The organism is Pedobacter sp. B4-66 (assembly GCF_018492665.1).
Classification (GTDB): Bacteria; Bacteroidota; Bacteroidia; order Sphingobacteriales; family Sphingobacteriaceae; genus Pedobacter.
The window spans coordinates 385,088-406,759 of record NZ_JAFVME010000010.1 but is presented as its reverse complement, the minus strand read 5'-3'; the positions used below and the strand labels follow the sequence as shown (position 1 = coordinate 406,759).

Genomic DNA, 21,672 nt, shown 5'->3' with positions numbered 1-21,672 from the left:
GATAGTGCTTGTTAAGACAAGTTAGGTAACTATTTAAATATAAATTTAATGGAATTCTCTTAAACATTGAGAATAAGTTACTCCGATTGGAATGGTCTCTTGATTGATCCAGATTTGTGATCGATCAAATTTGGTAATTTTATTTTTTGCGACTATAAAAGCACGGTGGGTTCTAACAAATTTGCCTGCAGGTAATAGCAATAGCATATCGCTAATAGGTATTCTAGTGCTTAGAAGAGGGTTGTTGGTAAGATGTACAAGTGTGTAGTTTCCCGAAGCTTCTATAAATAGAATGTCTTCAATATGTACTTTTATTTGTTCATAGCCATCCTTAATAAAAATTGTTGCGGGCTGTTCTTCACTTTCTAATTGATTTCTAAGGTTATAAATTTCCTGGGCTTTGTTACAGCCTTTTAAAAAGCGGGGCAACGAAAATGGTTTTAATAAATAATCAACTGCATCCAATTCAAAACCTTTGACCGCATGTTCAGAGTATGCGGTGGTAAAAATCACCATTGGAGGGGTTGTTAAGATGTTTAGAAAATCAATACCGCTGATATCAGGCATCTTTATGTCAAGAAAAATTAAGTCTACTTTGTTTTTTTGCAAGTAAGCGATAGCTTCAAATGCGTTTGTGAAAGTCGCTTTCAATTCAATAAAGGGTACTTTAGATGCGTGTACTTTTACTACATCCAAGGCAATGGGTTCGTCATCTATTGCAATAGCAATCATGCACTAAAATTAGTGATTATTGGTCAACTGAAGTGTTAAGTGGACAAAAAATTCTTTTGCATTTTCTCTGATGATCAATTCGTGACTATTGGGGTACAGAAGTGCCAGACGTTGTTTTACATTTTGTAGGCCAATCCCGCTTTTTAATTTTTCCGGGTCATTGTCTAGTTTAGGATGTGTGCTATTGTGAACGTCAAAAAACAGCTTGTTTTCGTGTGTTTGTAGTGTGATTTTAATATGGGATGGATATTTGAGGCTGATGCCATGTTTAAAAGCATTTTCAACAAATGGGATTAGGAGCATGGGGGTTATTTGAAAATCATTGAGCTGTTCATCAATTTGAGTTTCAATAGTGATATCTGAAGAAGCTGAAGTTCTTAGTTTTTGAAGTGCAATGTAATTGTTTAAATACTCAACATCCCGTGATAGTGAGATTTTATCCTCTACATTTTCCTGAAGCATAAAACGCATCATGTCTCCCAATTTTTGGATGCCTTCTCCTGTGCGTTCGGCATTTTCTTGTAATGCGGTTCCATAAAGTGTATTTAGCGCATTGAATAGGAAATGAGGATTAATCTGTGATTTGAGGAAGTTAAGTGTGGCATCAGATTTACCAAGTTCAGTTTTTAAGGATGTGATTTCTTCAATGTTTTTTCGGTTTCTTGATTTATAGACGTTCCAGGCAAAGATTGGAACTATGAAAAGTTGGATAGCAGGATTGATTCCCATTAATGGGCCTAAAATATCGCTGTTTTCTATGGAATCGAATATGCTAAACAAAAACACTAGTATACCTAAAGAAAGAATTGTGGTAAGAAATGAATAGCCTGAAAATTTTAATAAACGATATTTTTTATCAATCAAATTGGGGATTACAGCGAAAACGAGGATCGCATAATTTGCTATTGCAATTGGTAAAATAAAGAAGAACGAAGCTCTGATAATTATTGGATTGTTAAGTAATAGTGAGCAAGCCTGCAGAAATATACTTATTGCAAATAAAACGGTAATGTCGCTGTGAAACCGATTTTTTTTATTTTGAAGTTCTCTGCTGAAATAGTTTGCAATCATTTTTACAGACAGTAAGATTAGCAGATAGTGGTCAATAAGGTTTGTAAAAGCACAAACCTGAATTAGCGTATAAACGAAGAAAATAGCATTCGAGGGGTTGGTGTCCTTTTTTTGTAGCTCAGGCTTAACAAATAATGCAAGAAGAAAATAACAGGTGGCAGAAATGATATGTCTAAACAGCATATTTACCCAGAAGTTAGGTTCATATGGAATAGGCTGTGGGAAAGTGCTATGGATGTTGACGGCTTGGATAGCTGAAAATATAAAGACAAATATGATGAGCGCTGTTGCTGTCCATAGCTCAATTTTTGTTGATTCGTTTAGGTTTTTCATTTATGTAAAATTAAGAGGTTAATGATTGTTGATTAATTTTGATGGAGCAATACTACAAAGGCTTTTTCTTTTAAATTTTAAAATGTGATGAAACCTTAATAAAATGTGATGAATTATGATTTGAAATCTTTTTTTTAAGTTTGCTAATATGATCGTATACGGAATACCAAATTGCAATACAGTTAAAAAAGCCATGACCTGGTTGACTGAAAATGGATTTAAACCAGAATTTCATGATTTTAAAAAGAAGGGCATTACTGCCGAAAAATTAAATGAGTGGTGTGATACTTTTGGTTGGGAGGTTATGCTTAATAAAAAAGGGACCACCTGGAAAAAACTAAGTGCTGAAGAACAGCAGGAAGTAAATAGCAAAGAAACTGCCATTAAGGTTTTGTTAATCCATAACAGTGCTATTAAACGTCCAGTAGTAGAGGTAGATGGAAAAGCTGTTCTAGTTAGCTTTAACGAAGAAAATTACCAAAACATTTTAAAATAGAATTAAGAAAAAAATACGTCATTAAGTCCGAACATTTTGCTGTTAATATTTGTTAAATAATTAACGCATACTTTAAACTGCGTTATATTTGAATATGCTCAAAAAACTTTTGTTAATGCTGATTCTATTTGCTCCCGGAGCGGTATTGGCACAAGATGCCCTCTTGGGAACTGTTTATGATTTTGAAATAAAAACATTACCGCTACAGGAAGTAAATGTTAGGAACCTTAATAATAATCAAAATACTAAAACAAAAGCTTCCGGTAAGTTTGCACTTGCTGCTAAAGTGGGTGATGTGTTAGAGTTTTCATTAAATGGGTATCATAACGATACACTATATGTTACAAACCTTTCTCCGAAAACAGTATACCTTCCGGCAAGTTCAACCAATTTGAAGGAAGTAAAGATTTTGAGTGCAAAAATAAACCCTACAATTTTAAGCCCAGATCCAGAAGCCAAAGAATTTAAGCGGGTTGAAGCTGATGACTATAGAGGTAAGCCTAATGTTTCTAAAGCAGGTGGTATTAAACTCAATTTGGGATATGGCAAGTATAAAGAGCAACAGGCTAAGGCGAAAGAGTTAGAGGAAAAAGATAGATATGAAGCCGAAATAAATAGTGTTTTTACGGAAGCATATGTGTCTGATCTGGTAAAATTAAAAGGACAGGAGTTAAAAGATTTCATGACCTTGTATCGCCCAACTGTTGGTATTGTACAAGCAACCAGACCTTTTAACTATAAGTTCTATACAGTTCAGGCTTATCATAAATGGTTAAAACTACCTCCATCTCAAAGAAAACCACCCCAAGTACCCAAGTTAAAGAAAAACTAATAAACCCGTTACATTACCTAAGGATTAAAGGTATTTTATATCTTTAATCCTAAATCTTTAACTTAAACTTTTATATGTCTTACAGGTCAACCATACTAATGGTATTGTTGTGTGCATTTGCTTTGACTACAGTTGCACAGCAAACAGATTCAAATTCTAGTAATTACGACGCCCATGCTGCATTTAGTCCACTGTTTTATACAAAAAATGGAAATGAATATAGGTCGGCAAGTGGTTACCCAGGGCCAAAATACTGGCAGAATCATGCAGATTATACCATAAGTGCAAATCTTGATGATGCAAATAATACAATAACAGGTTCTGTTACCATTACCTATAAGAATAACAGCCCGGATAAGCTACCTTATTTATGGTTGCAATTAGATCAGAATTTGTTTTCTCCAGAATCCAGAGGCGCATCATTAATCGCAGCAGGAAGTAGATATGGAGCCAGGGGAGAAAAATTAAACGGGGGATATAAAATAGAAGGATTATCTGTTTCACAAAAGCAGAAGCCGGTTAAGTTCACTTCCCTGATTGAAGATACACGTATGCAGATCCGATTGGATGAGCCAATGGCTGCTGGTGGGGATGTGGTTACCATTAAAATGAACTTTTCTTTTGTTGTTCCTATTAATGGTTCTGACCGTATGGGGCATTTAACAACTAAAAATGGAGAGATATTCTCTATAGCTCAATGGTTCCCTCGTATGTGTGTTTATGATGATGTTTTAGGGTGGAATACTTTGCCTTACTGGGGAGCAGGGGAGTTCTATTGTGAATATGGCGATTATGATTTCGCTGTAACAGCTCCCGCAAATCATATTGTTATGGGGTCAGGCGAATTGTTAAATCCACAAGAAGTTTTTACAGCAGAGCAATTGCAGAGATGGAATGAAGCAAAATCAAGTGATAAAACAATCACAATAAGATCGGAGTCTGAAGTTAAAGATCCTAAATCTCGCCCTGCTAAAGATAAACTGACCTGGAGATTTAGAATCAAAAATGCCAGGGATGTTGCATGGGGTTCATCAAAAGCATTTGTTTTAGATGCGGCGCGTATTAATTTGCCAAGTGGTAAGAAGTCGTTGGCTGTTTCGGCACACCCTGTTGAAAGTAATGGGAGTGATGGCTATGGCAGAGCTGTAGAATATGTTAAAACATCAATAGAACATTATTCTAATAAATGGTTTGAGTATCCATATCCAATGGCGGTAAATGTGGCTAGTAATGTTGGCGGAATGGAATATCCTGGAATTGTTTTTTGTGGTTGGAACGCAAAAAAAGGCAGCGCATGGGGAGTTATAGATCATGAATTTGGCCACACCTGGTTTCCTATGATTGTGGGTAGCAATGAGCGTAAGTACGGCTGGATGGATGAAGGATTTAATACTTTTATTAATGGGATATCATCCTCTGCCTTTAATAATGGCGAATACAGAAAGGCTCCTGAAGATATGCACAAGGTTGCCGAAAAACTGCAAAATCCAGAAGTAGAGTATATCATGTTGAGTCCGGATGCGATGAAAGAACGCAATATTGGTGGAAACTTATACTACAAACCTGCTCAGGGTTTAAATATTTTAAGAAATGTGGTGCTAGGAGCAGACCGTTTTGATTATGCTTTCAGACAATATATAGATCATTGGGCTTTTAAACATCCTATGCCTGATGACTTTTTCCGTTCAATGGAAAATGGTGCTGGCGAAGACCTTTCGTGGTTTTGGAAAGGTTGGTTCCTGGAAAATTGGAAAATGGATCAGGCTATTGTTAGTGTAACGGAATCTGACAGGGCAGAAGCTAGAGGCTATAACATAGTAGTCGCCAATCTGGAAAAAATGCCAATGCCGATTATTTTGGAGATTAAAACCAAAAGCGGAAAAACTGATCAGATAAAGATTCCTGTAGATGTTTGGATGAGAAATAACACTTGGACGGTTCCTTATCCTACAACCGAAGAAGTTGTGTCGGTTACACTAGATCCTGAAAATTTATTGCCGGATATAGATAGTGATAACAATAAATGGAAGAAAAAATAAGGTAAAAATCCGGTTATGATTTGTTTTCATAACCGGATTTTTATTTCTGATCAAATTGATTGCTATAGGATGTTTAGTGGCCTTTGAAAAAGCTTTCTTTTAATTTTTGAGCATCAATTAATGTTTCCGCTTCATCAAGGCGAATTAACCATCCTTTTTGTTTTAGCAAACTGATGTCTTCTTTTGCCACTGAAAGATCCTTTCCTTTTATACTTCTGTTTAATATGATCGGTGGTTTTGGTTCAACATTAGCCGCTGTATGAAATAGCACCTCGATATTAAATTTTGGCCAAATCTGTATATCTCCAAGTTGGTCTGAGTAAATCTTTTTAGTGGAGTGGGGAGGGATGATATTCGCAAACTCACCTTTAAAATTCCCGCCTTTTTCTGTAGTCAGGCTAGCCAGTAATTGAAAGGATGTTTCATTAGCAATGTGAAAGTGTGCTACCGAATTACTGTGCTGATCGGTTACAATGGCAAGAAATACACCATCTTTAATAAACTCAGCTTGCGGAATAACCGCGATGGGACGATTGGTTACAATATCGTCGTCTGGAACTTCTCCGTGTACTAATGTTACTTTAGATGCCAAAACAGGTATCTCAAAGTCATTTGCATCAGTAACACCAATAGTATCTTTATCGATAATTCTGGTGATATACCCTTCTAAGTTCTCGTCTACAAAACGAACAAAGTCTCCTAGTTTGAAATTCATATATTTTTATTTGTATTCAAATTTAGTTATTCTTATTATTTTTGCAGCATGGCCATCGATGAGCAGAAAAATAATCCGTTGCACGGAAAAACACTCGAGTTTATTCTAAAACAACTTGTATGGCATTATGGGTGGGAAGAATTGGGAATTCTTGTTAAGATTGCTTGTTTTAACAATAACCCTACAATGAATTCAAGTCTTAAGTTTTTACGTAAGACTGACTGGGCAAGGAAAAAAGTAGAGAAGTTGTATCTGAATACATTCCATTAATACCCTATAACGCCTTAGACTCAAGTCAGACTCAGGTCAGACTCTCCTTAGACTCAGGTCAGACTAAAGCCTAATAAAACACTGTTTTTACGCATTTTAGTTCTGTATCTTAATCTTTTGTTAACACAACTCTAGTTAGAGCCTTTTTTTTCGGTGGTAGAATCCAGATGTCTGGCAGCTTTATGTCTTTGTCTGGATGTTTAAATGAAGAAATACATCTGTAATGCCGTGGTTGCCAATAGGTAGCTTAGATGAGGATTAATTGCAGAGCTGTAATAATTTTGTGTTAACCCCTTGATTTATAAAATGTATTGTCTTACCTTTGCAGTCCCTTATTGAGGGGTAAAGTTTTTAAATAATAAAATAAGAAAAACAAAAAAGAACAATGCCAACCATTCAACAATTAGTTAGAAAAGGTAGAGTAGCACTGGAGTTCAAGAGTAAGTCTCCAGCGTTGGACAGCTGTCCACAGCGAAGAGGTGTATGTACACGTGTATATACCACTACCCCTAAAAAACCAAACTCAGCAATGCGTAAAGTAGCGCGTGTACGTTTAACCAATGGTAAAGAGGTTAATGCTTACATCCCTGGAGAAGGTCACAACCTACAGGAGCACTCAATCGTATTGATCCGTGGTGGACGTGTTAAAGATTTACCAGGTGTACGTTATCACATCATCCGTGGAGCTTTAGATACTTCAGGAGTTGCTGGTCGTAACCAACGTCGTTCAAAATATGGTACTAAACGTCCTAAGCCAGGACAAGTAGCAGCGGCACCAACAAAAGGTAAAAAGAAATAATTAGGAGGAAAGAAAAATGAGAAAGTCAAAACCAAAAAAGAGAATTATCCTTCCTGATCCAAAATTTAACGATGTTCAGGTGACCCGTTTTGTAAACAATATGATGTACGATGGAAAAAAATCTATCGCATATTCAATTTTTTACGATGCTGTTGAATTAGCTGAGAAAAAAGCTGGTGAGAACGGTTTAGAAGTATGGAAACGTGCTTTAGCTAATGTAATGCCTGCAGTAGAGGTTAAGTCACGCCGTGTTGGTGGTGCTAACTTCCAGGTTCCTACAGAAGTAAGACCAGACCGTAAGATTGCTTTAGGCATGAAATGGTTAATCTCTTATGCACGTAAACGTGGTGAAAAAACCATGAAAGAAAAATTAGCAGGTGAAATCGTTTCAGCAGCTAAAGGTGAAGGTGCAGCAGTTAAGAAAAAAGAAGACACGCATAAAATGGCTGAAGCTAACAAAGCGTTCTCTCACTTCCGTTTCTAATATTTGAAATTATTATAATGTCAAGAGATTTAAAATTTACTAGAAATATCGGGATCGCGGCTCACATTGATGCGGGTAAAACCACAACTACTGAGCGTATCCTTTATTATGCTGGGGTAAACCACAAGATTGGTGAGGTACACGAAGGTGCATCTACCATGGACTGGATGGTACAGGAAGCTGAACGTGGGATAACAATCACGTCTGCTGCTACTACTGTTTTCTGGCCTTACCGCGGTAATAAATATCAGGTAAACGTTATCGATACTCCAGGACACGTGGATTTTACCGTAGAGGTAAACCGTTCATTACGTGTACTTGACGGATTGGTGTTTTTATTTTCAGCTGTTGATGGTGTTGAGCCTCAATCTGAAACTAACTGGCGTTTAGCTAACAACTATGCAGTTCCTCGTATTGGTTTCGTTAATAAAATGGACCGTTCTGGAGCTGACTTCTTAAAAGTTGTTAAGCAGGTTAAAGATATGTTGGGCAGTCATGCTGTACCATTGCAATTACCAATCGGTTCTGAAGATAACTTTACCGGTGTTGTTGATTTGATCAATAACCGTGGTATTGTTTGGAATGAGCACGATAAAGGAATGACCTTTACTGAGGTTCCAATTCCTGCTGATATGGTTGAAGAAGTTGCTCAATGGAGAGAGAATTTATTAGAAGCTGTTGCTGATTATGATGAGTCGTTGATGGAGAAATTCTTCGAAGACCCTAACTCAATCACTGAGCGCGAAATTCTTGATGCATTACGTAAAGCTACTTTAGATGCAAAAATCGTTCCTATGGTTTGTGGTTCATCTTTCAAAAACAAAGGTGTTCAAACCATGCTTGATTTGGTAATGGAATTATTGCCTTCGCCAATGGATGTGGATGGTATCACAGGTACTAACCCAGAAACTGGATTAGAAGTAACTCGTCAACCGGATGTTAATGAGCCTTTTGCAGCTTTAGCATTTAAAATTGCAACAGATCCTTTCGTAGGTCGTTTGTGCTTTATCCGTGTTTATTCAGGTAACTTAGATGCTGGTTCATACGTATATAATGCACGTTCTGAAAATAAAGAACGTATCTCTCGTATCTTCCAAATGCACGCTAACAAGCAAAACCCAATTCCTAATGTAGGTGCTGGTGATATTGCTGCTGTAGTAGGATTTAAAGATATCAAAACGGGTGATACACTTTGTGATGAGAAAAACCCAATCATTCTTGAGTCAATGGACTTCCCTGAGCCAGTTATCGGTTTAGCAATTGAGCCTAAAACTCAGGCTGACGTTGATAAATTGGGTATTGGTTTAGGTAAATTAGCTGAAGAGGATCCTACCTTTAGAGTTCAAACTGATCAGGAAACTGGCCAAACTGTAATCTCAGGTATGGGTGAGCTTCACTTGGATATTTTGATCGATCGTTTAAGACGTGAGTTTAAAGTAGAAGTTAACCAAGGAGCGCCACAAGTTGCTTACAAAGAAGCAATTCATGGATCAGTTCAACATCGTGAGACTTACAAAAAACAATCTGGTGGTCGTGGTAAATTCGCGGATATCCAAGTTGTTATTTCTCCTATCGATGCTGATTTTGAAAAAGGTGGATTGCAGTTCGTTAACGAAATCACTGGTGGATCAATCCCTCGTGAATTTATCCCTTCTGTAGAAAAAGGATTTGCAGCATCTATGGCTAATGGAGTATTGGCTGGTTACCCACTACCAGACATGAAAGTTCGCTTAATTGATGGTTCATTCCACGCAGTCGATTCAGATGCTTTATCTTTTGAACTTGCAGCTAAAATGGCATATCGTGAGGCATTACCTAAGTGTAATCCAGTATTGATGGAGCCAATCATGAAAATCGAGATCCTTACTCCTGAAGAAAACATGGGAGATGTAATCGGTGACATGAACCGTCGTCGTGGTCAACTTTTAGGTATGGATACACGTAATGGTTCTCAAGTAATTAAAGCAACTGTACCTCTTTCTGAGATGTTTGGTTATGTAACTCAGTTACGTACCATTACTTCTGGTCGTGCAACCTCTACAATGGAGTTTGATCATTACGAACCAGCTCCGAAAAACGTTCAGGATGAAGTAATTGCTAAATCAAAAGGCAGAATTAAATCTGTAGATTAAAAATAAATTGGCTGCCGGTTATTAATAGCTCTAACCGGCGCCTTAATTAAATAAATACCATGAGCCAAAGAATCAGAATTAAATTGAAATCTTACGATTACAACTTAGTAGATAAATCTGCTGAGAAAATCGTAAAAACTGTTAAACCTACGGGTGCAGTGGTTAGCGGACCAATTCCGTTGCCTACAGAAAAGAAAATCTTCACAGTTTTACGTTCACCACACGTGAACAAAAAAGCACGTGAGCAGTTTCAATTATGCGCATACAAACGTTTGTTAGATATTTATAGCTCTAACTCTAAAACAGTTGATGCTTTAATGAAACTTGAATTACCTAGCGGTGTTGAAGTAGAAATTAAAGTTTAACTATACTTTAACGGTAAAGAAAAGGCTCCTTGAAAATTAATTTTCAAGGAGCCTTTTTGTATTATAGCTTTTTGTTTATCTACTGTTATTTCCCGCGATTTTTAAACTCGTCTAATTTGTTGCGTTCATCCTGCAATTCTCTGGCTAACTTCTTTTCTTTTTCATTAGCCTTGGTCTTATAGTTTTGATATTCCTGAGATATTTCTTCATACAAGGTGCTTCTGTACTTTGCTTCGTGGATATGCTTTGCTGATCTTAGGATGATGAAGGCTAAGGCAATGGCTAGCGTAATTATTAGGCCCCACACAAAAAGATTATAGTTGCCTTTAGTAAAACCTATTCCCAAAAAGTTGATTTCATTGAGTTTGGCATTGGAGTTGGCAAGTGATGATTCTGTTCCTGTAATTTGTTTATTAAGTTCAGAGATCTCTTTGCCCTGGTCCTGGATTTTTTTTCTGGTTACTACTAATTGTTTTTGATTTACAGCTAAGCTATCTCTAACATTTTTCCAGAATAAAGATAACCTGCTTGGATTTACCAGTTTATATCCATTTAGAGTTTTAGACTTAGAAAGCATTAGTTGGTATTGACCTGTTAAAGTAGGATCAATTTTAGTTGAGTCTGCCTTTATTTGCGCTTGGACAGAAATACTCATTAATAGAATGGCGATGATTGGTAGTAAGATTTTTTTCATTGGTGATATTTTGTTTTAACAATAGAAGTGGTTTATTCAGTTTCAGTATTTCAGAACTGAATCACGTCTAATTTAACATTCATATTTTAATTTTATTGTGTTTTGTTCGGAGATAGTATATTTGTACCAATGTCGGTATTACTATTTACAATTATTGTCTTGCTTGGAGCTTTCGTTGCAGGATTAGTTGGGTCTTTAACCGGCTTGGGTGGCGGGGTAATAATTATACCATTATTAACTCTGGTGTTAGGTGTTGATATTCATTATGCAATAGGTGCTTCAATTATTTCTGTTATAGCCACCTCTTCAGGATCTGCTGCTGCGTATGTGAAGGAGGGGATTACAAATATCCGCATTGGAATGTTCTTAGAGATTGCTACAACAATAAGTGCAATTATAGGAGCCGTTATCACTGTGTTTATTAACCCAAGTTACATTGCTGTAATCTTTGGTATAATTCTTTTATTCTCAGCCGCTATGATGGTTAGAAAGAAGGTTGATCATTCTGATAATGATACCTCTGGGAAGCTCGCTGTTTTTTTAAAACTCAATGGTGCTTATCCAACTGAAAATGGAATGAAGAATTATGCTGTGCATAATGTAATAGGCGGCTTTTTAATGATGTTTGTTGCGGGTATTATATCTGGATTGCTAGGGATTGGTTCTGGAGCATTAAAGGTGATAGCAATGGACAACATCATGCGGATACCATTTAAGGTATCTACTACAACAAGTAATTTCATGATGGGGGTTACTGCCGCGGCCAGTGCTGTTGTATATTTACATAGAGGGCAGATTGACCCGGGGATAGCGATGCCTGTCGCATTAGGTGTTCTAACTGGGGCTACAGTTGGTTCTAAGATTTTAGTGAAAACAAAAACAGATAAGCTTAAAGTTATTTTTGCTGTTGTTGTAGCTTTTTTAGCGTTACAAATGATTTATAATGGAGTAACAGGTAAATTATGAGTAAAGAAAATAAGAATTTCTTCGCTGATCGGGATATTCAGATTATCCTGGGGACGTTGCTTAGGGTTGGCGTAATTGCTTCTATGTCAGTGGTTTTTATTGGAGGTTTGGTGTATCTTACGTTCAATCATTCTGAAATAGTAAACTATAGCCAATTTGATTCTGCTAAGACCGGATTCTCTACAATCTCTGAAATTTTCATTGAATTGGGTGATTTAAAAGGGAGTGCCATGATTCAATTTGGTATTCTGTTACTGATATTTACACCTATAATGCGTGTAGTTTTTTCAATTTTTAGCTTCTTAATTGAACGTGATTATTTGTACGTTTTAATTGGCGCATTCGTTTTGTGTGTTATTCTATTTAGTTTGAGTAATAAGTTGGTTGGGTAAATGTTGTTTTAATCGCACGTTACCCTGTGTAAATATTTTTTTGCAGTTATTTGAAAAAATAATGAGCTAACTATTTGAAAATTAAGATTTCTTTCTTATTTTTGCCCTCCCTTAATAGGGATGTGTATCCACCTTGAACGAAGCCCTACTGCTTCGATGGGTGTTAAATTAAAATAGAAAATGTCAGGTATTATTGGAAAAAAAGTAGGAATGACCAGCATTTTCGACGCCGAAGGGAAGAATATTCCTTGTACGGTGATCGAAGCTGGGCCTTGTGTAGTTACACAGGTAAAGACCGAAGAAAAAGACGGTTACGTTTCAGTTCAGTTGAGTTTCGACGAAGCTAAAGAGAAAAACACCACTCAGCCTCTAAAAGGGCACTTTGCAAAAGCAAACACCACTCCAAAACGTAAATTGGTTGAATTTGAGCCATTTGAAGAGTCGTTAAATTTAGGTGATACCGTTACGGTAAACATCTTTAACGAAGGTGATTTTGTGGATGTAGTTGGTACATCAAAAGGTAAAGGTTTCCAAGGTGTTGTAAAACGCCATGGTTTCGGTGGTGTTGGTGGTCAAACTCACGGACAGCATAACAGAATGCGTGCGCCAGGTTCATTAGGTGCTGCTTCTTATCCTTCACGTGTATTTAAAGGCATGCGTATGGCGGGAAGAATGGGTGGAGACAGAGTAAAAGTTCAAAACTTACAAGTTTTGAAAGTTTATGCTGATCAAAATCTAGTTGTAGTTAGTGGTTCCGTACCAGGAGCTAAGGGTTCTTACGTAATCTTAGATAAGTAAGCAGATGGAAGTTAAAGTATTAAACATTTCAGGAAAAGAGACAGGTGCCAAGGTGCAGCTTCCTGAGTCGGTATTTGGCATTACGCCTGTTGACCACGCAATTTATTTAGATGTTAAACAGTATTTGGCTAATCAACGTCAGGGTACTCACAAGTCTAAACAACGTAATGAGATTGCTGGTTCAACCCGTAAATTATATAAACAAAAAGGTACTGGTGGTGCTCGTGCCGGAAGTATTAAATCGCCATTGTTTAACGGTGGTGGTCGTGTATTCGGTCCTCAGCCACGTGATTATAGTTTTAAATTGAACAAGAAACTGAAAGTGTTGGCTCGTAAGTCTGCATTATCATACAAAGCACAAGATCAAAGTGTTGTGGTTTTAGAAGGTTTCACTTTTGATTCAATCAAAACTAAAAACTACTTGGATTTAGTTAGCGCTTTAAACTTAGCTAGCGAAAAGACATTGTTAGTTTTACCTTCACAAAATAACAATATCTATTTATCAAGCAGAAACATTAAGAAAGCAAAAGTAATTACAGCAGATCAATTGAATACTTATGATGTATTGAACTGTGGTAAAATTTTGTTGACTACTGATTCTCTTAAAACATTGGAGGAGGCATTTGCCAAGTAATATGGAACTTTTAAGAAAACCAATATTAACAGAAAAAGCTTCGGCATTAACAGAGAAATCTAACCGCTTTACTTTTCAAGTAGATCACAAAGCCAATAAATTGCAAATTAAGCAAGTTATTGAAAAGATGTATGGTGTTAACATTTTAGCTATCAACACTATGATAGTAAATGGTAAACTTAAATCTAGAAATACTAAAGGTGGATTAGTTACTGGTCGTACCCCGAAATATAAAAAAGCTATTGTAACCTTGAAAGCAGGTGAGACAATAGATTATTACGCGAATATTTAATAAGAATTGAATAATTTATAACTATGGGCTTAAGAAAATTTAAACCAGTTACTCCGGGTACCCGCTTTAGAGTTGGTGCCAGTTTTACGGAGATTACAGCAACCAAGCCCGAAAAATCATTGGTTGTATCTTCTAAGAAGTCGGGAGGACGTAACAATACAGGAAAGATGACTATGCGCTACATGGGTGGTGGTCACAAAAAATCTTATCGCTTAATTGATTTTAAACGTGAGAAATTTGATATTCCTGCAACAGTAGCTACTGTTGAATACGATCCTAACCGTACAGCACGCATCGCATTGTTACATTATGCTGATGGTGAGAAGCGTTACATTATTGCACCTGAAGGGTTGCAAGTGGGACAAACAGTAGTTTCGGGAGAAACAGCTACTCCAGAGGTAGGAAATACTCTAAAATTGGCCAATATTCCTTTGGGATCTATTGTACATAACGTAGAGATTCACCCAGGCCGTGGAGCTCAGTTAGCACGTAGTGCAGGTGCTTATGCACAATTAGCAGCTCGTGATGGTAAATATGCTACATTGAAAATGCCTTCAGGCGAGACAAGATTAATCTTGACTGCATGTTTGGCTACAATAGGAGCTGTTTCCAATTCAGATCATGCAAATGAGGTATTAGGTAAAGCAGGTCGTAAACGTTGGTTAGGACGTCGTCCTAGAACACGTCCGGTAGCGATGAACCCAGTAGATCACCCTATGGGTGGTGGTGAGGGTCGCTCATCAGGAGGTCAGCCTCGCTCAAGAAACGGTATGTATGCTAAAGGCTTCAAAACCCGTTCACTTAAAAAATACTCAAATCGTTTCATCATAGAGAAAAGGAAGAAATAATGGCTCGTTCGATTAAAAAAGGACCTTATATTGACCATAACGTAGAGAAGAAAGTAGTATCTATGAATGATTCAGGCAAGAAGTCTGTAATTAAAACTTGGTCACGCAGATCAATGATCTCACCAGATTTTGTGGGTCATACATTTGCAGTACACAACGGTAATAAATTTATACCGGTATACGTAACAGAAAACATGGTTGGTCATAAGCTGGGAGAGTTTGCTCCAACCAGAACATTTAGGGGTCACTCTGAAAAGAAAAAATAATTAAGAGATGGAAGCAGTAGCGAAATTAAACAATTGTCCAACCTCACCACGTAAAATGCGTTTGGTTGTAGATCTTATCAGAGGTGAGCGTGTTGAGAAAGCTTTACATATTTTAAAGTTTACCAATAAAGAAGCAGCAATAAGAGTTGAGAAACTATTATTATCGGCTATCAAAAACTGGGAAACTAAGAATGAAGGTTCTCGCCCTGAAGAAAACCAATTATACGTGAAAACGATAATGGTAGGCGGTGGTCGTCAATTAAAGAGATTAAGACCAGCACCTCAAGGACGCGGTTACAGAATACGTAAACGTTCAAACCACGTAACTTTGATAGTAGATAGTAAAAACGTTGAAACTCAAACTAATTAACAGAAATGGGACAAAAAGCACATCCAATAGGTAACAGGTTAGGAATCATCAAAGGTTGGGATTCTAACTGGTTCGGTGGCAACAACTATGCTGATAAATTAGTTGAGGACGAAAAAATAAGAAAATACCTTTCTGCACGTATCGCAAAAGGCGGTGTAGCTAAAGTAGTAATCGAGCGTACGTTAAAACGTATCACTGTTACCATTCACACAGCTCGTCCGGGTATTGTGATAGGTAAAGCAGGTCAGGAAGTTGACAAGATCAAAGAAGAGTTGAAAAAATTGACTAAAAAGGAAATTCAGATCAACATCTTTGAAATTAAACGTCCTGAGCTTGATGCACAATTAGTTGCAGAAGGTGTTGCAAAACAATTAGAAGCAAGGATTTCATTCCGTAGAGCAATGAAATCTACTATCGCATCAACAATGCGTATGGGTGCTGAAGGTATCAAAATTATGACCTCTGGTCGTTTAGGTGGTGCTGAGATGGCTCGTAGCGAACAGTATAAAGAAGGAAGAATTCCTTTGCATACTTTCCGTGCTGACATTGATTATGCATTAGCAGAAGCTTTGACTACTTATGGTAAAATAGGTGTTAAAGTATGGATCTGTAAAGGTGAAGTTTACGGTAAACGTGATCTTTCTCCAAACATCGGTGCTGCGAGCAATGCTCCTGGTAAAGGTGGAAGACCAGAAGGTGCTTTTGCAGGTGGTGGTAGAGACAGAGATAACCGTGGCGGTGGAGACAGAAGAAACGACAAAGGTCGTGGCGGAAGAGGTCCTGGTCAAGGCGGTCCTGGTGCAGGAAGAGATAATAGAGGCGGAAATACTCAGAATAGAGGTCCTCGTAAATAATTAGTTAACAGATCGTTTAACGATAATATTAGAATAAAATGTTACAGCCAAAAAGAACGAAGTTCAGAAAGATGCAAAAGGGCAGAATGAAAGGTTTAGCAACACGTGGTGCTGAATTATCATTCGGATCTTTCGGGATTAAATCTTTAGAGTCGACTTGGATTACCAGTCGTCAGATAGAGGCAGCCCGTATTGCCGTGACTCGTTTCATGAAACGTGAAGGTCAGGTTTGGATTAGAATATTCCCGGATAAACCGGTAACTAAGAAACCAGCCGAGGTACGTATGGGTAAAGGTAAGGGTGCTCCAGAATACTGGGTAGCCGTAGTTAGACCCGGACGTATTATTTTTGAAGCCGAAGGAGTTCCTTTAGAAATTGCTAAAGAAGCTATGAGATTGGCCGCTCAAAAATTACCGATCCAAACAAAATTTGTAGTACGTAGAGATTACGTAGAGGCATAAGAAAAAGTTATGGGTTGAATGTTGTAAGTAACTTGTTATTACAACCGCTAGACCCACAACATAAAAATTAATAAAATGAAGAACTCAGAAATCACAGGGCTTTCACAAGAAGAACTAGTAGTCAGGATTGCAGAAGAAAAGGAAAACTTAGTAAAGTTAAAATTTGCTCATACAATTTCGGCTATAGAGAATCCTACCCGCATTAAAAAGGTAAGAAGAGATATCGCCCGATTAAACACTGAAGTGACTAAGCGTAAAGCTCAGTCAGCTACTGAAACAAAATAACTTTAGAGTCGAAATGGAAAGACAATTAAGAAAAACAAGAACCGGGTTGGTAGTAAGCAACAAGATGGATAAATCTATTGTTGTAGCGGTAGAGCGTAAAGTGAAACACCCGATCTATGGTAAGTTTGTTAAAAAAACTACCAAATTTATGGCTCATGACGAGAAAAACGATTGCGGTATTGGTGATACAGTACTGATCATGGAGACTCGTCCGCTGAGTAAAAACAAGAACTGGAGATTAGTGGAAATTTTAGAAAGGGCTAAATAACATGGTACAACAGGAATCAAGATTAAACGTAGCCGACAATAGCGGCGCAAAAGAAGTATTGGTTATCCGTGTACTTGGTGGTACTGGAAAGAGATATGCTTCTATTGGTGACAAAATCGTTGTTACCGTTAAAAGTGCATTGCCTTCTGGAAACATCAAGAAAGGAACAGTTTCTAAAGCAGTTGTTGTAAGAACAAAGAAAGAGATCAGACGTAAAGATGGTTCTTACATCCGTTTCGACGACAATGCAGCAGTATTATTAAATGCACAAGATGAGCCGCGTGGTACACGTATTTTTGGCCCGGTAGCAAGAGAACTGCGTGAAAAACAATTCATGAAAATTGTATCATTAGCACCGGAGGTATTATAAAATGAAAAATAAAGTAACTACACCAAAAGTAAAAATCCGTAAAGGAGATTTAGTAAAGGTTATAGCTGGCGATTCAAAAGGCCAACAAGGTAAAGTTCTTTCAGTATTAATTACTAAAAGCAGAATCCTTGTAGAAGGTGTTAACCTTGTATCAAAACATACAAAACCAAATGCTGCTACACCAAACGGTGGTATCATTAAAAAAGAAGCTGCTCTTCATATTTCTAACGTTGCGTTAATTGATCCTAAAACAGGTGATATAACACGCGTTGGCAGAAAGCTTAATGCTGATGGGAAATTAGTTAGGGTTAGTAAAAAATCAGGAGAGGAGATCAAATAATGGCTTACGTACCAAGATTAAAAAGTAAATATAAAGAGGAAATTGTAACTGCACTTAAAGATAAGTTCAATTATAAGAGCGTTATGCAAGTTCCTAAGTTAGAGAAAATCGCTATTAACCAAGGTGTTGGGCGTTTCTCTGTAACTGATAAGAAAATAATGGACAGCTCTATTTTAGAGATGACTACTATTTCAGGTCAGCAAGCAGTTGGAGCAAAATCTAAAAAAGATATCTCAAACTTTAAATTACGTAAAGGTATGCCGGTTGGTGTACGTGTTACTTTGCGTGATAATAACATGTATGAGTTTTTAGATCGTTTAATTTCCGTAGCTTTGCCACGTATCCGTGATTTCAAAGGTATCAATGATAAAGGTTTTGATGGAAAAGGTAACTATACTTTAGGTATTACCGAGCAAATCATCTTCCCAGAGATCAACATCGATAAAATCAGTAAGATTTTAGGTATGGACATTACTTTTGTAACTACTGCTACTACTGATGTTGAAGCATTGGAACTTTTAAAACAATTTGGATTACCGTTTAAAAATCAAAATAATACAAATCTATAATGGCAAAAGAAGGAGTAAAAGCTCGCGAAATTAAGCGCCAGAAATTAGTAGCTAAGTATGCAGACAAACGTGCTGAACTTAAAGCTGCTGGTGATTATGAAGGATTAGATAAGTTACCAAAAAACTCATCTGCAGTACGTTTACACAATCGTTGTAAATTAACTGGACGTCCTCGTGGTTACATGCGTACTTTCGGTATATCAAGGGTACTTTTCCGCGATATGGCTTTAGCAGGTAAAATACCTGGAGTTAGAAAAGCAAGCTGGTAATACAGCTTCTTTGTGCTTAAGGTTTGTTCCTTAAGTAGTAAAACAAATATTAACCGATGGCAGGTCGTCCCGAATAGGTCAGGAAGGAAACCACTATCACAATTATATAAAAAATGAATACAGATCCAATAGCAGATTATCTTACAAGGGTAAGAAATGCCATCAAGGCAAATCACAGAATTGTAGAGATTCCTGCATCAAACCTTAAAAAGGAAATTACTAAAGTACTTTTTGATAAAGGTTACATTGCCAATTACAAATTTGAGGATACTACTGTGCAAGGTACTATCAAGATAGCGTTAAAATATAATGCTATTACTAAAATACCTGCAATTCGTACATTAGTACGTATCAGTAAACCAGGTTTAAGGCAATATGCTGGCGTAGAGAATATGCCAAGAGTATTAAATGGTTTAGGTATCGCGATCTTATCTACATCTAAGGGTGTTATGACTGATAAAGAAGCTGCCAAACTAAACATTGGTGGCGAAGTTTTGTGTCACGTTTATTAATTAAAGGAGGATAGCAAAATGTCAAGAATAGGAAAAGCCCCAATTAATATCCCTGCAGGTGTTACAATTACTGTATCTAAAGATAACGTAGTAAGTGTAAAAGGTCCTAAAGGTGAATTAACTCAAGCAGTAGATTCAGATATCACTGTAAGTCAGGAAGATGGTGTATTAACTGTACAACGTCCTTCAGAACAAAAAAGACACAAAGCGTTACATGGTTTGTACCGTTCTTTGTTAAACAATATGGTTGTTGGTGTAACAGAAGGTTATAAAATTCAACAAGAATTAGTAGGTGTGGGTTACCGTGCTACTAACCAAGGAAATACTTTGGATCTTGTTTTAGGTTATTCTCACCACTATGTTTTCCAATTGCCGGAAGAAATTAAGGTAACGACAACTTCAGAAAAAGGTCAGACTCCAAAAATCATTTTGGAAAGTATTGATAAACAACTGATAGGACAGGTAGCAGCGAAAATCCGTTCGTTACGTGCGCCAGAGCCATATAAAGGTAAAGGTATCAAGTTTGTTGGAGAAGTGTTAAGAAGAAAAGCAGGTAAATCAGCTTCTAAAAAATAATCATCATGGCAGGGAAAAAATTATCTCGTAGAGATCGTATAAAAAAAGGAATCAGAAAAAGATTAACAGGTTCTGAAAGCCGTCCACGTTTATCGGTTTATAGAAGCAATAAAGGAATTTATGCTCAAATCATTAACGACGTAACCGGTAGTACAATTGTATCAGCTTCATCTTTATCTAAAGATTTTTCAGGTACTGGAAACAAATCGGAGCAATCTGTAGCTGTAGGTAAATTAGTTGCAGAGAAAGCAATCGCAGCGGGTGTTAAAGAAGTTGTTTTCGATAGAAACGGCTATTTATACCACGGACGTGTAAAATCGTTGGCAGAAGGTGCTCGCGAAGCTGGTTTAGTATTTTAATCTGAAAATAGGATAAGAATGTCAACTATCAATATAAAAAGAGTTAAGACTAGCGAAATCGAATTGAAAGATCGTTTAGTTAGCATACAGCGTGTAGCCAAAGTAACCAAAGGTGGTCGTACTTTCAGCTTCTCAGCAATCGTAGTTGTTGGAGATGAAAACGGAATCGTAGGTTACGGATTGGGTAAAGCTAAAGAGGTAACAGAAGCAATTGCAAAAGGCATCGATGATGCTAAAAAGAACTTAGTAAAAGTTCCTTTGTTAAATGGTACTGTTCCTCATGAGCAAATTGGTAAATTCTCAGGTGGTTTTGTTTTAATCAAGCCAGCTGCAGTAGGTACCGGAGTTATTGCTGGTGGTGCAATGCGTGCTGTATTAGAGAGTGCTGGTGTACACAACGTATTAGCAAAATCAAAAGGTTCATCTAACCCACATAACGTGGTAAAAGCAACTGTTGATGCTTTGACTAAGATGCGTGATGCTTATACTGTAGCTCAGCAACGTGGTGTAGATTTAAATAAAGTTTTTAACGGATAATATTATGGCGAAGATCAAAATAACCCAGGTAAAAAGCATTATCGATAGAAGCGAACGCCAAAAAAGAACGATGCAAGCTTTAGGTTTAACTAAAATGAACCAAAGCGTAGAAGTTGAAGCTACTCCTGCCATTATTGGAATGGTAAGAAAAGTTAATCACTTAATAGCTATCGAGAGTATATAATTATTTAAGGTTGCAAATGTGAGTTATATGACTACATTTGCAACCTTTGTATATTGTTTAACCGTTGTCCCTGATTAGTGAAAGCGAAGGGCAACACAATAAGTTTTAAAAATGAACTTAAGTAATTTAAAACCTGCAGCAGGTTCTGTTAAGAATAATAAAAGGATAGGTCGTGGTACTGGTTCTGGTCGTGGTGGTACTTCGACTCGTGGACATAAAGGTGCTGGATCGCGTTCAGGACATTCAACTAAAATTGGATTTGAAGGTGGTCAAATGCCATTGCAACGTCGTGTGCCTAAGGTAGGTTTCAAGCCAATTAATCGTGTTGAATATGTAGGTGTAAACTTAGATGTTTTGCAAGGTTTAGCTGAAAGATTTAACTTAACAAGCATTGATTTTGCTATCTTGCAAGAACACGGATTAGCATCGAAAAATGATCTAGTAAAAGTATTAGGTCGTGGTGAAGTTAAATCTAAATTAGAAGTTAAAGCTCACGCTTTTTCTGCTACCGCACAAAAAGCTATTGAGGCTGTTGGAGGCTCAATCGAAAAATTGTAATT

The 21,672-nt window shown here is 37.1% G+C and carries 34 protein-coding genes; 30 read left to right on the top strand and 4 right to left on the bottom strand.

What is annotated here, in order from left to right; translation table 11 throughout:
• Nucleotides 1–45: 45 nt before the first annotated feature.
• Together J1905_RS18780 and J1905_RS18775 are read right to left on the bottom strand one after the other, a co-directional pair.
• A complete protein-coding gene (locus J1905_RS18780; RefSeq protein WP_214228759.1) occupies nt 46–732 on the bottom strand; it encodes a LytR/AlgR family response regulator transcription factor in 687 nt (228 codons plus the stop codon).
• Between the two features lie 9 nt (nt 733–741).
• Nucleotides 742–2,136, bottom strand: a complete 1,395-nt coding sequence (locus J1905_RS18775; RefSeq protein ID WP_214228758.1) for a sensor histidine kinase — start codon at nt 2,134–2,136, stop codon at nt 742–744.
• Between the two features lie 148 nt (nt 2,137–2,284).
• On the opposite strand from J1905_RS18775, the gene J1905_RS18770 reads away from it, so the two are divergent.
• The 3 genes from J1905_RS18770 to J1905_RS18760 all read left to right on the top strand — a co-directional run bounded on the left by J1905_RS18770 (nt 2,285) and on the right by J1905_RS18760 (nt 5,503).
• Nucleotides 2,285–2,632 (top strand): Spx/MgsR family RNA polymerase-binding regulatory protein, encoded by a 348-nt coding sequence (locus J1905_RS18770; RefSeq protein ID WP_214228757.1) that lies wholly within the window; start codon nt 2,285–2,287, stop codon nt 2,630–2,632.
• Nucleotides 2,633–2,747: 115 nt separating this feature from the next.
• The gene (locus J1905_RS18765) at nt 2,748–3,464 is read left to right on the top strand and encodes a hypothetical protein (protein WP_214228756.1); all 717 of its coding nucleotides are present in this window, start codon (nt 2,748–2,750) and stop codon (nt 3,462–3,464) included.
• A gap of 74 nt (nt 3,465–3,538) precedes the next feature.
• A complete protein-coding gene (locus tag J1905_RS18760; RefSeq protein WP_214228755.1) occupies nt 3,539–5,503 on the top strand; it encodes a M1 family metallopeptidase in 1,965 nt (654 codons plus the stop codon).
• Nucleotides 5,504–5,576: 73 nt separating this feature from the next.
• Here J1905_RS18760 and J1905_RS18755 read toward each other — a convergent pair whose 3' ends face one another.
• Complete coding sequence (locus J1905_RS18755) at nt 5,577–6,218, bottom strand: DUF8465 domain-containing protein (RefSeq protein ID WP_214228754.1); 642 nt, start codon at nt 6,216–6,218, stop codon at nt 5,577–5,579.
• A 48-nt stretch (nt 6,219–6,266) separates the two neighbouring features.
• On the opposite strand from J1905_RS18755, the gene J1905_RS18750 reads away from it, so the two are divergent.
• The 5 genes from J1905_RS18750 (at nt 6,267) to rpsJ (ending at nt 10,268) form a co-directional block, all read left to right on the top strand.
• On the top strand, nt 6,267–6,488 hold the full coding sequence (locus tag J1905_RS18750) for a VF530 family protein (protein ID WP_214228753.1): 222 nt from the start codon (nt 6,267–6,269) through the stop codon (nt 6,486–6,488).
• Between the two features lie 385 nt (nt 6,489–6,873).
• The gene (rpsL, locus tag J1905_RS18745) at nt 6,874–7,287 is read left to right on the top strand and encodes a 30S ribosomal protein S12 (RefSeq protein ID WP_008244597.1); all 414 of its coding nucleotides are present in this window, start codon (nt 6,874–6,876) and stop codon (nt 7,285–7,287) included.
• Between the two features lie 16 nt (nt 7,288–7,303).
• Complete coding sequence (gene rpsG, locus J1905_RS18740) at nt 7,304–7,771, top strand: 30S ribosomal protein S7 (protein WP_108205134.1); 468 nt, start codon at nt 7,304–7,306, stop codon at nt 7,769–7,771.
• A 17-nt stretch (nt 7,772–7,788) separates the two neighbouring features.
• Nucleotides 7,789–9,903: an elongation factor G gene (fusA, locus tag J1905_RS18735; protein WP_214228752.1), complete on the top strand. Its 2,115-nt coding sequence runs from the start codon at nt 7,789–7,791 to the stop codon at nt 9,901–9,903.
• 59 nt (nt 9,904–9,962) lie between these two features.
• Entirely contained in the window at nt 9,963–10,268 is a 306-nt protein-coding gene (gene rpsJ / locus J1905_RS18730; protein ID WP_008244591.1) for a 30S ribosomal protein S10, read from the top strand.
• 85 nt (nt 10,269–10,353) lie between these two features.
• Here the strand turns inward: rpsJ and J1905_RS18725 are convergent, their stop codons facing one another.
• Complete coding sequence (locus J1905_RS18725) at nt 10,354–10,962, bottom strand: hypothetical protein (protein ID WP_214228751.1); 609 nt, start codon at nt 10,960–10,962, stop codon at nt 10,354–10,356.
• 129 nt (nt 10,963–11,091) lie between these two features.
• Between J1905_RS18725 and J1905_RS18720 the strand changes: the two genes are divergently transcribed.
• The 22 genes from J1905_RS18720 (at nt 11,092) to rplO (ending at nt 21,670) form a co-directional block, all read left to right on the top strand.
• Complete coding sequence (locus tag J1905_RS18720) at nt 11,092–11,928, top strand: sulfite exporter TauE/SafE family protein (protein ID WP_214228750.1); 837 nt, start codon at nt 11,092–11,094, stop codon at nt 11,926–11,928.
• Nucleotides 11,925–12,320, top strand: coding sequence for a DUF1634 domain-containing protein (locus tag J1905_RS18715; protein ID WP_214228749.1), 396 nt, complete (start codon nt 11,925–11,927; stop codon nt 12,318–12,320). The genes J1905_RS18720 and J1905_RS18715 overlap by 4 nt, the downstream gene beginning before the upstream one ends.
• 180 nt (nt 12,321–12,500) lie before the next feature.
• On the top strand, nt 12,501–13,118 hold the full coding sequence (gene rplC, locus J1905_RS18710; RefSeq protein ID WP_048907446.1) for a 50S ribosomal protein L3: 618 nt from the start codon (nt 12,501–12,503) through the stop codon (nt 13,116–13,118).
• Nucleotides 13,119–13,122: 4 nt separating this feature from the next.
• Complete coding sequence (rplD, locus tag J1905_RS18705; RefSeq protein WP_173091108.1) at nt 13,123–13,752, top strand: 50S ribosomal protein L4; 630 nt, start codon at nt 13,123–13,125, stop codon at nt 13,750–13,752.
• 1 nt (nt 13,753) lies between these two features.
• The gene (gene rplW / locus J1905_RS18700; protein ID WP_173091107.1) at nt 13,754–14,044 is read left to right on the top strand and encodes a 50S ribosomal protein L23; all 291 of its coding nucleotides are present in this window, start codon (nt 13,754–13,756) and stop codon (nt 14,042–14,044) included.
• A gap of 23 nt (nt 14,045–14,067) precedes the next feature.
• The gene (rplB, locus tag J1905_RS18695) at nt 14,068–14,892 is read left to right on the top strand and encodes a 50S ribosomal protein L2 (RefSeq protein WP_173091106.1); all 825 of its coding nucleotides are present in this window, start codon (nt 14,068–14,070) and stop codon (nt 14,890–14,892) included.
• On the top strand, nt 14,892–15,158 hold the full coding sequence (gene rpsS, locus J1905_RS18690) for a 30S ribosomal protein S19 (RefSeq protein WP_008244581.1): 267 nt from the start codon (nt 14,892–14,894) through the stop codon (nt 15,156–15,158). Before rplB ends, rpsS begins: the two co-directional genes overlap by 1 nt.
• A gap of 7 nt (nt 15,159–15,165) precedes the next feature.
• Nucleotides 15,166–15,528, top strand: a complete 363-nt coding sequence (gene rplV, locus J1905_RS18685) for a 50S ribosomal protein L22 (protein ID WP_037442604.1) — start codon at nt 15,166–15,168, stop codon at nt 15,526–15,528.
• A gap of 5 nt (nt 15,529–15,533) precedes the next feature.
• Complete coding sequence (gene rpsC / locus J1905_RS18680; RefSeq protein ID WP_108205142.1) at nt 15,534–16,382, top strand: 30S ribosomal protein S3; 849 nt, start codon at nt 15,534–15,536, stop codon at nt 16,380–16,382.
• 38 nt (nt 16,383–16,420) lie between these two features.
• Nucleotides 16,421–16,843, top strand: a complete 423-nt coding sequence (gene rplP, locus J1905_RS18675) for a 50S ribosomal protein L16 (RefSeq protein WP_008244578.1) — start codon at nt 16,421–16,423, stop codon at nt 16,841–16,843.
• 75 nt (nt 16,844–16,918) lie between these two features.
• Entirely contained in the window at nt 16,919–17,128 is a 210-nt protein-coding gene (gene rpmC / locus J1905_RS18670) for a 50S ribosomal protein L29 (protein WP_048907440.1), read from the top strand.
• Nucleotides 17,129–17,141: 13 nt separating this feature from the next.
• Complete coding sequence (gene rpsQ, locus J1905_RS18665) at nt 17,142–17,396, top strand: 30S ribosomal protein S17 (RefSeq protein ID WP_048907439.1); 255 nt, start codon at nt 17,142–17,144, stop codon at nt 17,394–17,396.
• A 1-nt stretch (nt 17,397) separates the two neighbouring features.
• Entirely contained in the window at nt 17,398–17,766 is a 369-nt protein-coding gene (gene rplN, locus J1905_RS18660; RefSeq protein ID WP_008244575.1) for a 50S ribosomal protein L14, read from the top strand.
• Between the two features lies 1 nt (nt 17,767).
• On the top strand, nt 17,768–18,106 hold the full coding sequence (rplX, locus tag J1905_RS18655) for a 50S ribosomal protein L24 (protein WP_068892465.1): 339 nt from the start codon (nt 17,768–17,770) through the stop codon (nt 18,104–18,106).
• On the top strand, nt 18,106–18,675 hold the full coding sequence (gene rplE / locus J1905_RS18650) for a 50S ribosomal protein L5 (protein ID WP_108205143.1): 570 nt from the start codon (nt 18,106–18,108) through the stop codon (nt 18,673–18,675). Before rplX ends, rplE begins: the two co-directional genes overlap by 1 nt.
• Nucleotides 18,675–18,944, top strand: a complete 270-nt coding sequence (gene rpsN, locus J1905_RS18645; protein ID WP_055130472.1) for a 30S ribosomal protein S14 — start codon at nt 18,675–18,677, stop codon at nt 18,942–18,944. Before rplE ends, rpsN begins: the two co-directional genes overlap by 1 nt.
• A gap of 113 nt (nt 18,945–19,057) precedes the next feature.
• A complete protein-coding gene (gene rpsH / locus J1905_RS18640) occupies nt 19,058–19,456 on the top strand; it encodes a 30S ribosomal protein S8 (protein WP_108205144.1) in 399 nt (132 codons plus the stop codon).
• Nucleotides 19,457–19,474: 18 nt separating this feature from the next.
• Nucleotides 19,475–20,032, top strand: coding sequence for a 50S ribosomal protein L6 (gene rplF, locus J1905_RS18635; protein WP_108205145.1), 558 nt, complete (start codon nt 19,475–19,477; stop codon nt 20,030–20,032).
• 5 nt (nt 20,033–20,037) lie between these two features.
• On the top strand, nt 20,038–20,391 hold the full coding sequence (rplR, locus tag J1905_RS18630; protein ID WP_068892467.1) for a 50S ribosomal protein L18: 354 nt from the start codon (nt 20,038–20,040) through the stop codon (nt 20,389–20,391).
• An 18-nt stretch (nt 20,392–20,409) separates the two neighbouring features.
• Complete coding sequence (gene rpsE, locus J1905_RS18625; RefSeq protein ID WP_008244566.1) at nt 20,410–20,928, top strand: 30S ribosomal protein S5; 519 nt, start codon at nt 20,410–20,412, stop codon at nt 20,926–20,928.
• A 4-nt stretch (nt 20,929–20,932) separates the two neighbouring features.
• Nucleotides 20,933–21,112, top strand: a complete 180-nt coding sequence (gene rpmD / locus J1905_RS18620) for a 50S ribosomal protein L30 (RefSeq protein WP_173091103.1) — start codon at nt 20,933–20,935, stop codon at nt 21,110–21,112.
• A 111-nt stretch (nt 21,113–21,223) separates the two neighbouring features.
• Nucleotides 21,224–21,670 carry a 50S ribosomal protein L15 gene (gene rplO / locus J1905_RS18615; protein WP_108205147.1) on the top strand — a complete coding sequence of 149 codons (447 nt, stop codon included), beginning with the start codon at nt 21,224–21,226 and terminating at the stop codon, nt 21,668–21,670.
• The last annotated feature ends 2 nt before the right edge of the window (nt 21,671–21,672 follow it).